This window comes from Arcanobacterium bovis (assembly GCF_004331995.1).
GTDB lineage: Bacteria > Actinomycetota > Actinomycetes > Actinomycetales > Actinomycetaceae > Arcanobacterium_A > Arcanobacterium_A bovis.
Map to the genome: position 1 here is coordinate 273,152 of NZ_SJDT01000002.1, position 15,965 is coordinate 289,116.

General features: G+C 47.7%; 15 protein-coding genes. All 15 read left to right on the top strand.

What is annotated here, in order from left to right; translation table 11 throughout:
- The first annotated feature begins 90 nt into the window (after positions 1-90).
- The 15 genes from EZJ44_RS03090 (at position 91) to EZJ44_RS03160 (ending at position 15,903) form a co-directional block, all read left to right on the top strand.
- The gene (locus EZJ44_RS03090) at positions 91-330 is read left to right on the top strand and encodes a FitA-like ribbon-helix-helix domain-containing protein (protein ID WP_131279996.1); all 240 of its coding nucleotides are present in this window, start codon (positions 91-93) and stop codon (positions 328-330) included.
- Positions 327-731 (top strand): type II toxin-antitoxin system VapC family toxin, encoded by a 405-nt coding sequence (locus EZJ44_RS03095; RefSeq protein WP_131279998.1) that lies wholly within the window; start codon positions 327-329, stop codon positions 729-731. The genes EZJ44_RS03090 and EZJ44_RS03095 overlap by 4 nt, the downstream gene beginning before the upstream one ends.
- A 135-nt stretch (positions 732-866) precedes the next feature.
- On the top strand, positions 867-2,432 hold the full coding sequence (locus tag EZJ44_RS03100) for a type I restriction-modification system subunit M (RefSeq protein WP_131280000.1): 1,566 nt from the start codon (positions 867-869) through the stop codon (positions 2,430-2,432).
- Positions 2,429-3,601 carry a restriction endonuclease subunit S gene (locus EZJ44_RS03105; RefSeq protein WP_131280002.1) on the top strand — a complete coding sequence of 391 codons (1,173 nt, stop codon included), beginning with the start codon at positions 2,429-2,431 and terminating at the stop codon, positions 3,599-3,601. Before EZJ44_RS03100 ends, EZJ44_RS03105 begins: the two co-directional genes overlap by 4 nt.
- On the top strand, positions 3,598-6,720 hold the full coding sequence (locus tag EZJ44_RS03110; RefSeq protein WP_131280004.1) for a type I restriction endonuclease subunit R: 3,123 nt from the start codon (positions 3,598-3,600) through the stop codon (positions 6,718-6,720). The genes EZJ44_RS03105 and EZJ44_RS03110 overlap by 4 nt, the downstream gene beginning before the upstream one ends.
- A 32-nt stretch (positions 6,721-6,752) precedes the next feature.
- Positions 6,753-7,241, top strand: a complete 489-nt coding sequence (locus tag EZJ44_RS03115; protein ID WP_131280006.1) for a hypothetical protein — start codon at positions 6,753-6,755, stop codon at positions 7,239-7,241.
- Between the two features lie 96 nt (positions 7,242-7,337).
- Positions 7,338-7,586 carry a type II toxin-antitoxin system Phd/YefM family antitoxin gene (locus tag EZJ44_RS03120; protein WP_131280008.1) on the top strand — a complete coding sequence of 83 codons (249 nt, stop codon included), beginning with the start codon at positions 7,338-7,340 and terminating at the stop codon, positions 7,584-7,586.
- Positions 7,586-8,014, top strand: a complete 429-nt coding sequence (locus EZJ44_RS03125; RefSeq protein ID WP_131280010.1) for a type II toxin-antitoxin system VapC family toxin — start codon at positions 7,586-7,588, stop codon at positions 8,012-8,014. The genes EZJ44_RS03120 and EZJ44_RS03125 overlap by 1 nt, the downstream gene beginning before the upstream one ends.
- Positions 8,015-8,116: 102 nt before the next feature.
- Positions 8,117-9,457: a replication-associated recombination protein A gene (locus EZJ44_RS03130; protein WP_131280012.1), complete on the top strand. Its 1,341-nt coding sequence runs from the start codon at positions 8,117-8,119 to the stop codon at positions 9,455-9,457.
- A gap of 113 nt (positions 9,458-9,570) precedes the next feature.
- Entirely contained in the window at positions 9,571-10,191 is a 621-nt protein-coding gene (rpsD, locus tag EZJ44_RS03135; RefSeq protein ID WP_131280013.1) for a 30S ribosomal protein S4, read from the top strand.
- A gap of 72 nt (positions 10,192-10,263) precedes the next feature.
- Positions 10,264-10,704, top strand: a complete 441-nt coding sequence (locus EZJ44_RS03140) for a DUF948 domain-containing protein (protein ID WP_131280015.1) — start codon at positions 10,264-10,266, stop codon at positions 10,702-10,704.
- A 54-nt stretch (positions 10,705-10,758) separates the two neighbouring features.
- Positions 10,759-13,431: an alanine--tRNA ligase gene (alaS, locus tag EZJ44_RS03145; RefSeq protein WP_131280017.1), complete on the top strand. Its 2,673-nt coding sequence runs from the start codon at positions 10,759-10,761 to the stop codon at positions 13,429-13,431.
- Positions 13,428-13,928, top strand: a complete 501-nt coding sequence (ruvX, locus tag EZJ44_RS03150; RefSeq protein WP_241658566.1) for a Holliday junction resolvase RuvX — start codon at positions 13,428-13,430, stop codon at positions 13,926-13,928. The genes alaS and ruvX overlap by 4 nt, the downstream gene beginning before the upstream one ends.
- Entirely contained in the window at positions 13,921-15,045 is a 1,125-nt protein-coding gene (gene mltG, locus EZJ44_RS03155; RefSeq protein ID WP_131280018.1) for an endolytic transglycosylase MltG, read from the top strand. Before ruvX ends, mltG begins: the two co-directional genes overlap by 8 nt.
- Before the next feature lie 9 nt (positions 15,046-15,054).
- On the top strand, positions 15,055-15,903 hold the full coding sequence (locus tag EZJ44_RS03160) for a shikimate dehydrogenase family protein (protein ID WP_131280020.1): 849 nt from the start codon (positions 15,055-15,057) through the stop codon (positions 15,901-15,903).
- Positions 15,904-15,965: the final 62 nt, after the last annotated feature.

Here is a 15,965-nt window from a genome sequence, read left to right on the forward strand (position 1 = left end):
CAGGCACCGATTCTTGCGGTTTCGGATCTGCTTTTGGTGCTATCAGTTTGATGATATCGTTATAGTGGGTGGTGAACGGAGGTAGTTCTGATGGCTGAACAATTGTTGATACGTGATCTTCCAACAGGTACGAAGCAGGCGCTAAAGACTCGTGCTCGGCAAAATCACACCTCGATGGAAAGTGAAGCAAGGAAGATTTTGTCTTCGGTTTTGTGTGCTGAACGCCCATCTATTGCTTCATTACTTGCGCAAGAAATTACTAGTAGCGAGACGGATTTCGATTTTGATCCACCGCGGCTTGGTATTGGCTCACGTGAGGTGGATCTGTGAAGTATCTTCTTGATACCAACGTAATTTCTGCTCTGCGTCGGCCTGAGAAAAATCAATCGGTGTTTGACTGGGCGAAAAATATTCCTCCAGAAGATACATATATTTGTTCGTTAACTGCGGCAGAAATCGGTAGGGGAATTAAAGCTATTGCGGCAAAGGACGAATTGCAAGCCCGAGTACTAACTCAATGGTTCGAAGGTCAGGTTTTACCAGCATTTTCGGGTAGGATACTTAGTTTTGATCTTGATGCGGCCTTGATATTTCGTAATTTTGAGGTTCCGGCAAAAGCTCCAATTGACGATGCCTATATTGCGGCAATTGCACAAGCACATGGGTTAACTGTTGTTTCAAGAAATACGAAACACTTCTTGCCGCTCGGGATTGATGTTGTAAGCCCGTGAGTTTATACGGGTTTTATCGAAACTAGTTGGTATTATTTAGTCGAACGTGGAGCTAAGAGCTGTGATAGGCGATAAGCTCTGTTTCTAAAGATTGTTTGATTCTTACTTTGATACCGATGACGAAAAGGTTGCACTATGGTTCCGACCACCCCTGAGGCACAACGCGCCGAACTCCACAAAATGATTTGGCGAATTGCTAATGATTTAAGGGGAAGCGTTGACGGTTGGGACTTTAAGAGTTACGTGCTCGGTATGCTGTTCTACCGCTTTATCTCCGAAGATATGACCCAATACCAGGAGAAACTCGAGCACGAGGCAGGAGATACATCTTTCAAGTATGCAGAACTACCAGATGAACTTGCCGAGCAGGTACGAAAAGACACGGTTGAAGAAAAAGGCTTCTTTATCCTCCCTTCGCAGTTGTTTGAGAATGTGCGTAAGTCTGCACACCACAACCCAAATCTCAACGAAACTCTGTCGAAAGTATTTAAGAGTATCGAAGGATCCGCACTCGGTACGAGTTCGGAAAGTGACCTTAAAGGTCTCTTTGACGACATTGACGTAAACTCAGCCAAGCTTGGAAATACAGTAGATCGACGGAATGCGAAGCTTGCCAATATTCTTGATGCGATTGGTGATCTTCCGCTTGGGAATTTGCAGGATAATGCAATTGACTTGTTTGGCGATGCCTATGAGTACCTGATGCAAATGTATGCCTCGAGCGCCGGCAAGTCTGGTGGTGAGTTCTTCACCTCGCAAGAAGTTTCTGAAGTGCTAGCGCGTATTGCTAGCCACGGTAGAAAACAATTGAATAAGGTTTATGATCCAGCTGCTGGTAGCGCTTCTTTGTTACTTCAGTTCGCGAAGCTTCTTGGTGTTGAAAATGTGCGTGGATTTTATGGCCAAGAAATTAACTTGACCACCTATAACCTTGCTCGTATCAACATGTTCTTGCACAACGTAAACTTCGAAAAGTTCAATATTGCATTGGGTGATACGCTTATCGATCCTCATCATTGGGACTATCAACCTTTCGATGCGATCGTTTCGAACCCTCCGTACTCGATTAAATGGGCTGGCGATGCAAATCCGCTTTTGATTAACGACGAACGATTTGCCCCGGCAGGTGTTCTTGCTCCAAAATCTAAGGCCGACCTTGCATTTACAATGCATATTTTGAAGTGGCTCGCGGTAGACGGTACCGCAGCCATCGTTGAATTTCCAGGGGTACTTTATCGCGGTGGTGCAGAGCGCAAGATTCGTAAATACCTTATCGAGCATAACTATGTTGACGCCGTTATTCAGCTTCCGCCTGATTTGTTCTTTGGAACCACGATCGGTACCTGCATTATTGTGTTGCGTAAGTCTAAAACGGACAACTCGGTTTTGTTTATTGATGCTGCAGATATGTTCTCAAGGGTAGGGAATAAGAACAAGCTGTTAGCCGAGCATCGCGATGCGATTGTGGAACGTTATTTTTCGCGTGACGACGTCGATTACATTTCGAAGCTTGTTTCGAACGCGGACATTGCCGATAACGACTACAACATTTCGGTGTCTTCTTACGTTGAAAAAGAAGACACCCGCGAAGTTATTGATATCGATAAATTAAATGCGGATATCGAGCAGATTGTTGCACGACAAACGGAACTTCGGACTGCGATTGATGCCATTGTTGCGGACTTAGAGGGAGCAAAGTGAATAAAATAGAAAAATTGATCGCTCAGTTGTGTCCCGATGGTGTGCCGTACGATCAGCTTGGAAATCTTTTAAATTACGAACAACCAACAAGGTATTTGGTTAAGAGCAACGATTATTTCAGCGACGCTCCTATACCTGTTCTGACAGCTGGACAAACCTTTATACTGGGTTACACTCGCGAGACTGAAGGTATATATGAAGCGAGTAAGGAAGACCCAGTCATTATCTTTGATGACTTCACCACTGCTTTTCAGTGGGTTGACTTTCCATTCAAAGCAAAGTCTTCTGCCATGAAGATGCTTACGCCAAAAACAGGTGATTCTACGACATTGCGATTTCTTTTTCATCTGCTTCAGACGATCCAATATTCTCCTCAAAACCATGCAAGGCAATGGATCGGAACTTATTCAAACTTTAGGATTCCAGTACCGCCATTGGAAGTCCAAGAAGAAATCGTCCGAATTCTCGACTCTTTCACGCAGCTGGAAGCGGAGCTGGAAGCGGAGCTAGAAGCCCGAAAACACCAATTTACGCACTATTGCAACCATGCATTTTCTACAGAGAAGATACAAGAAAAATCTTTAGGCGAGATGGGTGATTTTCGAAGAGGAACTTCTTTTCAGAAGATTCATATTCAAGATTACGGAATTCCTGCCATTCATTACGGAGAAATCTTCACGTATTATGGTTCACAGGCAAACAAAACGCGTTCATTTGTTGCTCCGGAAAGATTTGCAAAAAAAAGAACTGCTTGGCCGGGTGATGTAATTTTGGCAACTACAAGTGAGAATGATGAAGATGTCGCAAAGGCTGTTGCGTGGCTTGGATCGGAAAGAATTGTCATCAGCAACGATGCGCTCATCTACCGCTCAGACAAACTCGAGCCAAGATATTTTTCTTACTTCATCCGATCAGATAATTTCCAAAACCAAAAAAAGAAGTTCCTTACGGGGACAAAGGTGCGACGAATCTCAGCGCAGTCATTGATGAAGATTGACATACCAGTCCCACCCCTGGACGAACAGAAGCGCATCGCTGATATCCTCGATATGTTTGATGCTTTAGCGAATGACATTTCGTCTGGTCTACCTGTGGAAATCGAGGCGCGCCGCAAACAATACGAGTATTATCGAGATAAGTTACTAAGCTTTGAGGAGCTCCCGGCATGATTGAAGAAGTCCAGCAAATCCCTGGTACTGCAAGAAAATATGATCCGATTGCTTCGAGCGACGAATCGACCATTGTTGCTGAATACGTACCTGATTCCAAGTCTGAGAAAACCTATCAAAGTGAAGCCCAACTAGAGTCGGAATTTATTAAGATTCTTGAGAGCCAAGCATATGAGCGTCTTGTGATTACTTCGGAATCAGATCTGATTGCCAATCTTCGCAAACAACTCGAAATCTTAAATGGCATCACATTTTCTGACACTGAATGGACTCAGTTCTTTCAAAAGTCAATCGCTTGCGCCAGCGAAGGAATCGAAGAAAAAACACATACTATTCAAGAAGACCGTGTGAAGATTCTTGAACGTGAAGATGGAACGATTAAAAATATCTCGCTCATTGACACAGAAAATATTCACAACAATCGGCTTCAAATTATTAACCAATACGAAGTTCCTAGTGCAGTGGAAGATACTCTTCGTGGCGGTCGTTATACAAACAGATATGACGTAACGATATTGGTAAACGGATTGCCCGTCGTCCACGTTGAATTAAAGCGTCGTGGTGTAGACCTACGCGAAGCGTTCAACCAAATTAACCGCTACCAGCGCGATAGCTTTTGGGCTGGTTCAGGATTATTCGAATATATTCAACTTTTCGTCATCTCTAACGGTACGCTCACCAAATACTACTCAAACACGACTCGCAATAGTCACATTAAAGAGAACCAAAAGCGCGGTTCTGGCCGCAAAACGTCCAATAGTTTCGAATTCACTTCATGGTGGGCAGATGCAAGTAACAAACCCATCCAAGAATTGACTGATTTTGCAAAAACCTTCTTCGCAAAACACACAATCCTTAACATTCTCACCAAATATTGTGTGCTTACAGCTGATCAGACGCTTCTCGTGATGCGTCCATACCAAATAGTTGCTGCAGAACGAATCCTGCAAAAGATCAAAATCTCAGTGAATTATCCAAAAAAGCTGGGCACCCCAGATGCAGGTGGATACATTTGGCATACCACCGGATCAGGAAAGACGCTAACATCCTTCAAAACAGCGCAACTAGCAACAAAGGTTTCCAGCGTAGACAAGGTGCTTTTCGTCGTCGACAGAAAAGACCTCGACTACCAAACCATGCGTGAATATGAGCGATTCGAGCCTGGAGCAGCAAACTCAAACGCGAACACCGCCGTCTTAAAACGCCAGCTAGAAGATCCCAAAGCTCGAATCATCATTACTACTATCCAAAAGCTATCGGGATTTATCAAGAGCAATAAAAACCATGACGTTTTTGGAAAACACGTGGTCATCATTTTTGACGAATGCCATCGTTCGCAATTTGGTGATATGCACGTAGCAATCACCAAATCGTTTAAAAAATACAATATGTTCGGCTTCACCGGTACACCGATTTTCGCAGCAAATGCGGGTAGCGGGGGAGGAGCAAACCTCCGAACTACCGAACAAGCTTTTGGCGATAAGCTGCATACCTACACGATCGTAGACGCGATTACTGATAAGAACGTTCTTCCATTCAAAATCGATTACATCAATACCGTTAAATCCGGCTTGGTGGAAGACAAACAAATTTCGGCTATCGATACTGAAAAAGTATTGCTTTCGCCTGAACGAATCAGCCAAATCGTTCAGTACACGCTGGAGCATTTCGATCAAAAGACTAAACGGGAAACATCGTACCAACATTCCGTTGTGGTAAATGTTCCTGAGTCCACGCGTAATAGAAAGCAACAAGAAGCAATTAGCCAAAAGAAACGCGTATATGGCTTTAACGCTATATTTGCAACCGCTTCTATTCACGCTGCGAAGAAATACTACGAAGAATTTGCGCGGCAACAAGCCAACCGACCCGACGACAAACGTTTAAAAATCGGCATGATTTACTCGTACGGAGTGAATGATGAAGTTGATGGACTGCTTGAAGATGAAGCCTTTGATGCTGAAGAATTAACGCCCGATGCACGAGTATTTTTAGACAACGCAATTGCGGATTACAACGCAATGTTTGGAACCTCCTACGACACCAGCGCCGATAAATTCCAAAACTATTACAAAGACTTATCGATGCGGCTCAAGAACCGCGAACTTGATTTAGTAATTGTTGTGAACATGTTCTTAACAGGCTTTGACGCAACAACACTAAACACACTTTTTGTGGACAAGAACCTGCGAGCACACGGACTCATCCAGGCATTCTCACGAACCAATCGAATCCTGAACTCGGTTAAGACATGCGGAAATATCGTTGCGTTTAGGAACCTAGAACCCGAAACAAATTCGGCCCTCGAACTTTTTGGAAATAAAGATGCTCGAGGAATCGTTCTTTTGAAACCGTTTGCGGAATATTACGAACAGTATTCGCACAAGCTTGCCGAATTCACTGAGCAATTCCCACTGGGAGAGCAGATCATTGGGGAAGAAGCAGCAAAAGAATTCATAAATCAATTTGGAGCTATTCTGCGGCTCAACAATATTTTGACATCCTTTGACGAATTCGCCGAAAAGAACCAACTTAGCGAACGTGACTTCCAAGACTATCGCAGTATTTACTTGGATATCTACGCGGAGATGCGCCCTCGAATCGAAAAAGAAATCGTTAACGATGACGTAGTTTTCGAAATCGAGCTCGTTAAACAAGTTGAAGTAAACGTTGATTACATCTTGTTACTGGTCGAAAAATATCGTGCAAAGAAAGGCAACGGAGAAGATAAAGAAATCCGAGCCGAAATCTCCAGAGCATTGGCTTCTAGCCCGTCGCTTCGTAACAAACGTGACTTGGTGGAAGAATTCGTCGATTCCATATCTGCAAAGAGTGATGTGGACACCGAATGGGCTGCTTATATTGCTGCCCGTAAAGTCGCTGAACTTGAAGAGATTATCGATCGAGAGAATTTGAAATCCCAACAGACTCGGGACTTTATGAATCAAGCTTTTACGTATGGAGAGCTGCAAACACGCGGAACGGAAATCATGAAGATTCTGCCTCCCGTTTCACGTTTTGGAAATACTTTAGGTGAAAGCGCGAGCGAGAAGAAACGCCGCGTAGTTAGTGTGCTTTCGGATTACTTCAACCGGTTCTTTGGGTTGAGTGAGAGCTGAAATTTTGCAGAACAATGTGAAGGATCGGAAATATGGCTGAGCCGCAAGACTATGACGTAAGAGATTTCGCCATGATTTTAAATCAATTGCCAGACTGGATGCCGATTTCTAAAGCGTATCATTTCGCTCCCGGAACAATCTCAAACTGGACATATAGCTGTGAACGTGAGCATATGGTTGATTGGTTTTTGAGTCAGGCAACAAATGGAGGCGGTTCATATACTCGTGATAATCCAAACCGTTCGGCAAAACGAACCTATAACCGACTATCGAATTCTGGATCGATACTTTGGATAAACGAGGCGCTGGGTGCTGATCGCGAACGTGTAAAAGAAGCTGCTCATGCCGCTGGTGAAGTTACTGATCACCGTGCGCGTTGTAAAATTGTACGTGAATATTTTCCTTGGGATTCTGTACTGGAACTAGTGAACCAATACCTGTTAAATAACCCAAATCAAAAACCCGTATCGCGAAATCGAAAAATGACAAGGATGGCGCGTGATGCACGGCGTCGTAAATAATGAACGGTGATCGACAATAGTTGCATTCGCTAAACCCTTGTTTTTAAGCCAAATACACCTTATTGTAGAAACGTACCTACAATAAGGAGGCTCGATATGGCGGTTACCCTTTCGGCACGGGAATTTAATCAAGACGTGAGTGCTGCTAAGCGCGCTGCTGCTGATGGGCCAGTTGTGATTACTGATCGTGGGAATCCTGCTTTCGTTTTGATGTCGATTGACGACTATAAGAAATTGTCTGTAGTTGAGGATAACCTCATTTCTTTGCTTTCTATGCGTGAGGCTTCGGAAATCGAATTTGAATTTGAAAAGGCTCAGCTCGATTTGAAAGTTCCCGAGTTCTGATGTTCCTGTTAGATACGAACGTAATTAGCGAGATTAGGAAACCACAATCGCGCATTGATGCAAATGTGAAGCAATGGTTTGCGGATAAGTCACCGCTTGAATGCTACCTCTCCTCGACAACTATTTATGAAATCGAAGTGGGTATCGTCCAGATATACCGAAAAGATAGGCGTCAAGCAGGGGTTTTGCGGGATTGGTTGGAAAACCATGTACTCACGGCTTTCGAAAATCGAATACTGCCAATGGATACTGCGGTGGCGCGTGCAGCAGCGAATCTCCAAAAACGCAGAATCTTACCGTACCGTGACTGCATCATTGGGGCTACAGCATTAGTAAACGGCTTAACGATGGTTACGCGCAATACGGCGGACTTTGAAACAATGCCGATTCCGCTGGTGAATCCATGGAATATCACATCAGCTGAGTAAAACAGATTCTCAGGTATCGATGAGGATTCGGCTAACTGACGCCTTCTATTAAATAGCCATTTCCAAAGTACCTAAACATCTCAAGCCCGCTACTATTGAACCGTGGACCTTTTTTCAGACGCAACACTTGATGATTCCGGCACGCCCAAACACGAGCATGCCCCGCTCGCGGTACGTATGCGTCCGCGCGCTATCGGCGAAGTCCTCGGGCAAGATCATCTGTTGAAACCTGGGCAACCACTGCGCCGGCTGATCGAAGGGAACGGGAACGGAGCGCCGTCGTCGATCTTCTTGTGGGGACCACCGGGCATCGGGAAGACGACGCTCGCGTACCTTTGTGCGGGGGCTTCTGGACGAATATTTACCGAAGTTTCTGCGGTATCTGCGGGAGTTAAAGAACTGCGCGCAGTCATTGACGAGGCAAAACATCGACTCTTCATCGACGGCAAAGAAACAATCCTTTTTGTCGATGAGGTCCATCGATTCTCCAAAACCCAACAGGATGCCCTGCTGCCCGCCGTCGAAAATCGATGGGTGATTTTGGTAGCTGCCACCACTGAAAATCCGTCGTTTTCAGTGATTTCTCCGCTGCTATCGAGATCACTACTTCTCACCTTACATCCGCTCTCGCCTCAAGATATCGAAACCTTAATTCAACGAGCTTTAACTGATGAGCGCGGGTTAGACGGTAAATATGAGATTTCGCCAGACGCGCTCGAAGCGATTGTAAGATTTGCGGGTCAAGATGCACGTCGGTCGCTAACGATTCTCGAAGCTGCCGCGGCGCGAGCAGATAGCACAATCGAATTGGCCGACGTCGAAGCCTCAGTTGACTCCTACGCCGTACGTTACGATCGCGACGGAGACCAGCATTACGACGTGATCTCCGCGTTCATTAAATCTATTCGTGGCTCGGACGCGGACGCGGCGATTCATTATTTGGCTCGTATGCTCGAAGCTGGGGAAGACCCTCGTTTTGTTGCGCGCAGGCTGATGATTTCCGCTGCGGAAGACGTCGGAATGGCCGATCCTTCTGCGCTACAGACGGCGACGGCGGCCGCCCAATCGGTTGCGCTCGTGGGAATGCCAGAGGCTCGAATTATTCTTGCCGAAGCGGTGGTTCACCTTGCCACTGCGCCTAAATCAAACCGTGCATATAACGCGATAAACAGCGCAATCGCAGATGTTCGCGAAGGCAAGATCGGACCAGTTCCGATGCATTTGCGTGATAAATCGGTCAAGGCTTCGCGTATCGCTGCTAAGCAGAGCGGTAAAGACCGTGACTATATTTATGCGCATGATGAGCCAGGAGCAATCGCGCGCCAGACCTATCTTCCCGAAGAGCTACTGGGCACTGTCTATTATGAACCCAGTGATCGCGGATATGAGGCAAACGTCACCGCGCGATTGGAGAGAATTAATAAAGCTCTGGGCAAAGAATAGTGCTAAACTAGCTGAGTTGCTCATCGTCATGAGGAGCAATAGACCTGGGATCTTAGCCAAACAAGGTTGATCCCGCAGCTTAAAGCTGCGCCAAAAGTCGACAGGAGATAAAAATGGCTGGAAATCGTTCCCGCAAGGCTGTTCGTCAGTCACGTGCGCTGGGCATTGCTCTCACCCCTAAGGCTGAGAAGTACATGCAGCGTCGTCCATACCGTCCAGGTGAGCATGGTCGTGGCCGTGTTAAGGAATCTGACTACTCGGTACGTTTGAAGGAAAAGCAGCGTCTTCGCGCTCAGTACGGTATTCGTGAAGCTCAGATGCGTAAGGTTTGGGAAGAAGCACGTCGCGCTGAGGGTATGTCCGGTGAGAACCTCATTGAGTTGCTCGAAATGCGTCTCGATGCACTTGTTCTTCGCGCTGGATTTGCTCGCACCATTGCGCAGGCTCGTCAGGTAGTTGTACACCGTCACATTCTCGTTGACGGTCAGCTTGTTGATCGCCCATCGTTCCGCGTAAAGCCAGGTCAGGTAGTTCAGGTGAAGCCACGTTCGCAGGCTTCCTCGCAGTTCATGGTTGCTGCTCAAGGTCAGCACGCAGATGTTCTGCCAATTGTTCCTGATTACCTCAAGGTTGAGCTTGAGAAGCTTCGCTTCGAGCTCGTTCGCCGTCCAAAGCGTGCTGAAGTGCCAGTTACGTGTGACGTTCAGATGGTCGTCGAGCACTACTCGCGATAATCTCTTTGGTACAGCGCGCTACGGAGTCGCCGTAGCGCGCTGTTTCATATCTGGAGGATATAAGATAGGGATATGGAACCTATAACGCTTGGTCAGATTGCAGGAATAATTGCCGCACTCGCTTTCCTAGTACTTGTATATTTTTCAATTCGTCCGCTTATGAAGCTCGGACGCGTGCTTGATCGCATGGCTGAATCTCTGCGTGAGCTGACCGAGCACACTCTGCCTGCTATTGACGAAGCTGCAAAAACTGTGGCGGAAGCAAACTATCAAGTGAAGAAACTTGATGCTATTACGGACGCAGCTGCTCGTACGTCGGAAGACATTTCGGCGATGACCACCTTGGTAACGTCAACTGTCGGTGCTCCATTTTTGGCAGTTCGTAGGGGAGCCGAAAAGGTTAAAGGTGCGTTTGGAATGTCGAATTCAAATGCCGCTGCGAATGTTCCAGATTTGGGATCGAAACCATATAACGCGCCTGAGACGAACGAAACGTCTGGATCGTCGTCGTAATAATATTAGTTTGAGTTTTGACAATTATAGACTTGAGAAGATTTGAGGATTGATATGCGCAGTGCAGAAATTCGTGATCGTTGGCTCGATTACTTCCGTAACCACGACCATGAGATAGTCGATAGTGTTCCGTTGGTGTCGCCTGATCCTTCGATTCTGTTCACGATCGCTGGAATGGTTCCTTTTATCCCGTACATCATTGGCACCGAACCTGCACCATTTCCGCGCGTTGCGTCAGTTCAGAAGTGTATTCGTACCAACGATATCGACAACGTTGGGCGCACCACCCGACACGGTACCTTCTTCCAGATGTGTGGAAACTTCTCTTTTGGCGATTATTTCAAAGAAGGCGCCATTGACCTCGCTTTTGGATTGCTAACAGCACCAATTTCGGAAGGTGGATACGGGCTTGATGGAGATCGTCTTTGGGTGACGATCTGGGAAGAGGATCAAGTTTCTTTCGACGCGCTGACAAAGACGATTGGTATGGATCCGAAGCACATCGTGAAGCTCAAGCGAGAAGAAATCTTCTGGTCTACCGGACAGCCTGGTCCAGCTGGACCTTGCGCTGAGATTCATTATGATCGCGGACCTGAATTTGGCCCTGAAGCAGTGGGAGGCACGGTCGATCCAGGTGGCGATCGCTACCTCGAAATCTGGAATCTAGTTTTCGACGAATTCTTGCGTGGCGAGGGCGAAGGCAAGAATTTCCCTCTCCTTGGAAACCTCGATCAGACAGCTATTGATACTGGTGCAGGTCTGGAACGTATCGCATATTTGTTGCAAGGCAAGCGAAATATGTACGAGACCGATCAGGTTTATCCGGTTATCGCTGCTACCGAAGAGATGACTGGAAAGAAGTACGGTGCCAATGAGGAAGACGACGTGCGCATGCGTATTATCGCTGATCACGTACGTTCTTCGCTGATGCTGATTGGTGACGGCGTTCGGCCAGGTAACGACGGTCGCGGTTACGTTTTGCGTCGTCTGATTCGCCGGGCTGTGCGTTCGGTGCGCCTTTTGGGCGTTGACGAGGTTGCACTTCCACACCTGCTTCCAGCGTCAATGAATGCAATGAAGGAGAGCTACCCAGAGGTGGGTACCGATTTCGATCGGATCTCGCAAGTTGCTTACGCTGAGGAAGACGCTTTCCGCCGCACGCTCACATCGGGCATACAGATATTCGATGTGGCAGTAGATAAAGCCAAGAGCGCTGGAATTAGCCTGCCAGGATCGGATGCTTTCACGTTGCACGACACCTACGGATTCCCGATTGATCTGACGCTGGAAATGGCAGCAGAAAAGGGCATTAAGGTTGATGAGCAAGGCTTCCGTGCACTGATGCAAGAGCAGAAAGACCGTGCTCGCGCCGATGCTCAGGCTAAGAAGAGTGGTCATGTTGATGCCACCGTTTATCACGAGATTCAGGAAAAATCTGGTGGAGATACCGAGTTTCTTGGCTACAGTGAGTACGCTGCTGAAGCGCGTGTTTTGGGCATTTTGCAAGATGGCAAGCCAGTACCTGCTGTCGAGGGACCGGCAGAAATTGATGTGGTGCTTGATCGTACGCCATTCTGGGCGGAACAGGGTGGTCAGCTCGCGGACCGTGGTGAAATCTCCATTGCTGGCGGCGGATTGATGACCGTTGACGACGTGCAAATGCCGGTTAAAGGTCTGCATGTGCATCGCGGAACGCTTACCGAAGGCAAAATTGCGCTTGACGATACGGTATTTGCACAAATCAATACGGACCGACGTGGGCAGATTGCGCGTGCACACACTGCAACCCACATGATTCACAAGGCTCTCCATGAGCACCTTGGTGAGCAAGCTACTCAAGCGGGATCAGAAAATGCACCATCTCGCCTGCGATTTGACTTCCGCCACGGCTCCCAAATTCCGGTAGACGTTATGGAATCTATCGAGGCACGCGTAAATTCACAGTTGCAGAACAATCTTGAAGTTACCGATCAAGAGATGGATATCGACGCTGCCCGTGAACTAGGAGCAATGGCACTTTTCGGCGAGAAATACGGAAAAGTTGTGCGCGTTGTTTCGGTTGGCGGAGATTGGTCGCGCGAATTGTGTGCGGGCACGCATGTTAAGAGTGCTGGTGAAATTGGTATGGTCACCGTGCTCGGTGAGTCCTCAATTGGTTCGGGAGTGCGACGCATTGAAGCTTTGGTTGGACGTGAAGCTTATGCTGCAGGTGCTAAGGAACGCGCATTGCTTTCCCAGCTCAGTACGTTGGCGCATGTGCGCCCCGAAGAGCTCCCCGAACATGTTGATTCGTTATTGAACAAGCTCAAGGCTGCAGAAAAGCAGATTGCGAGCTTGCGTAAGGATCAAATGATGAGTTCGTATCAGACGATTCTTAATAATGTTTCTTCCTTCGGCGATGTCGAACTTGCTAGCCACAACTTTGGCGAGCTTTCGTCTGCCGATGAAATCCGCAATGCGGCAACGGATTTACGTAATCAACTGAGCTCGCGTAAGGCAGCGGTTGCGCTGTTTGGAGTGTTGAAAGATCGGCCAGTAGTTGTTGTTGCAACCACACCAAGTGCGGCAGCTGCTGGCGTCAAAGCAGGCGCATTAGTGGGTGTAGCTGCAAAGATTCTCGGTGGCGGCGGAGGTGGCAAGGACGATCTCGCCCAAGGCGGCGGCACAGACGCGACGAAGATTTCGCAGGCGATCGCTGCCATCGAAGAAAGATTGGCTCATTCGTGACCAGTGATCTGCAGGAAGTCTCGCGCCATGAGCTGCGATCCGGAGTCAGGATCGCAGTAGATGTCGGTGGCGTGCGCGTTGGGGTGGCAAAAACTGATTCGGCGGGTATTTTAGCGACGCCGGTGGGCACCTTTCAGCGTGGACGCAACGACCTTGACGCCGTCGTCGAACTTGTTAAAAACAACGACGTGCTTGAGGTGTATGTGGGACTACCGAAAAATATGGACGGAACTGAGGGAAAGACAGCTCGAGACGCACGTAAATGGGCGCGCTGGATTTCGCGTCGTATCGCGCCAGTTGAGGTGCGTTTGATTGATGAGAGGCTTACTACGGTGAGCGCGCATCGACAGCTGCACGAAGCGGGCAGGCGTGAAAATTCTCATCGAACTGTTGTAGATCAAGTGTCAGCGGTTATTATTTTGGAAAATGCAATGGATTTCGAGCGCAATACCGGCAGAACTCCCGGAATAGCTCTGAACGGAGAGTGTAATGACTGATTTCTTCGCTGGTGACGAGAATCGCGTCAACGATAGCAGCCGGAACGCTAGAAAGAGAAGCAGGCGCCGTCGTCGGCAAATTCGCTCTGCTGCGTTTTTAGCACTTGTTACGGGACTCGTTGTTTTCGCAGCTGTGGTGTCGTGGCCATACGTCAGCTCGATGTTTTCGAGTACGTCAGAAGAAGATTTCACCGGGTCTGGAACTGAGTCGGTGGTTATTACGATTCCAAAGGGCGCGTCAGGTAGCGCAATCGGCAAGATTCTTGAAGAAAAAGGTGTTGTTGCTTCACAATCGGCTTTTGTGGAAGCGTTCAATGCTAATCCGCGTTCCGGTTCGATTCAACCGGGCAGTTACGCACTTAAGAAAAAGATATCTGGTGCCGACGCTGTGGCGGCCTTGCTCGATCCTGCTAGTAAAGCAGAGATCAAAGTGACGATTCCGGAAGGATTCACTGTTAAACAGGTCAAGGATCGGCTGGTAAATGTGCTTGGCGTTGAACAGGCGGCGGTTGATAAAGCAGCATCTGACACTGCGAGCTTAGGCTTGCCTGCTGAAGCCAAGGGCAATCTCGAAGGTTGGATCCCGCCGCTGACGTACACTTTTGCTCCAGGAACTAATGCTCAAGAAGCTCTTAAGCAGATGGTTGCCAAGCGCGTGAAGGAACTCGAATCTTCGGGTATTGCGCGTGATCAATGGGAGCGCCAAATTATTGTTGCTTCAATCGTGCAACGTGAAGTGAGCTGGTCAGATCACTATGCGCAGGTAGCGCGGGTTATTGAGAATCGTCTCAACGATAAGTCGCAAGTGCATGGCTATCTCCAAATGGATTCAACCGTGATGTATGGAGTTGGTAAGACTTCTGGAATTCCAACGAATGCCGATATTCAAAACGACAACCCGTACAACACCTACAAACATCCTGGTTTGCCTGCTGGACCGATCTCAAGCCCATCTATTGACGTGATTAAGGCTACTGTCAATCCACCGGCTGGAGATTGGTTGTATTTTGTGACGGTCAATCTCGATACTGGCGAAACAAAGTTTTCGAATTCACTTGAAGAACATAATAAGAATGTTCAAGAGTTCCGCCAGTGGTATGCCGCCAATAAAAAATAGTTGGCAATTATGAGCTCCGAGCTTAAACATGCAGGTGTAGTTGGCGACCCCATCGAGCACTCCATGTCTCCGATTTTGCACGGTGCAGGATCAAGATATGCGAGTTTTGATCGGTATCGTGTAGAAAAAGGTCAATTACGGAATTTTCTCGACGGTATTAGTGGGCGATGGGCAGGCATCGCGGTGACGATGCCACTTAAACAAGAAGCACTCGGTGTTTGCGACGTCGTCGACGGGCTGGCAAAAGCGGTAGGTTCAGTAAATACTGTGGTATTCCAACCTACTGGCAGCACATCGATGCGAGTTGGATTCAATACTGACGTTGCAGGAATTGTTCGTGCAGTTCGTGAATGTGCTGGTGAGAAAACGAATTTTTCTCGCGTTGTGATTCTCGGTTCGGGGGCGACGGCGAGTTCCGCGCTTGCTGCTGCAATCGAGCTCGGTGCAGATTCGCTTGCGGTATGTGCTCGCCGATTGGCGGGTCCTGGTGTATTCACCGCTGCACACCGGCTCAATCTCGATGTGGACGCTATTCCATTAGCTCAAAGCGCTACCGAAATAGAAGCTGCGGATTTGGTTATTTCGACGTTGCCTGCTCATGCTGCTGATCCTATAGCGGCTGAGCTTGGGAAACGTGAAAGCACGTTACATAATGTGGTGCTGGATGTTGCCTATGATCCCTATCCAAGTGCGCTGCTTTCTACCGCACAACCATTGGGCGCGACGATTGTTCCGGGTTGGCTAATGCTGTTGCACCAAGCCGTTGATCAAGTTCGATTGTTTACTGGCGAATTAGCCGATGAAAAGGCTATGCGAGAGGCACTTGAGACACAATTGAGTGCTCGAGGAATCGTTTAGAATCTGTGTAGTGATGCCGTTGACCTTTGGCATTGCTGAAATTGCTTGGTGCTAAGACTGGT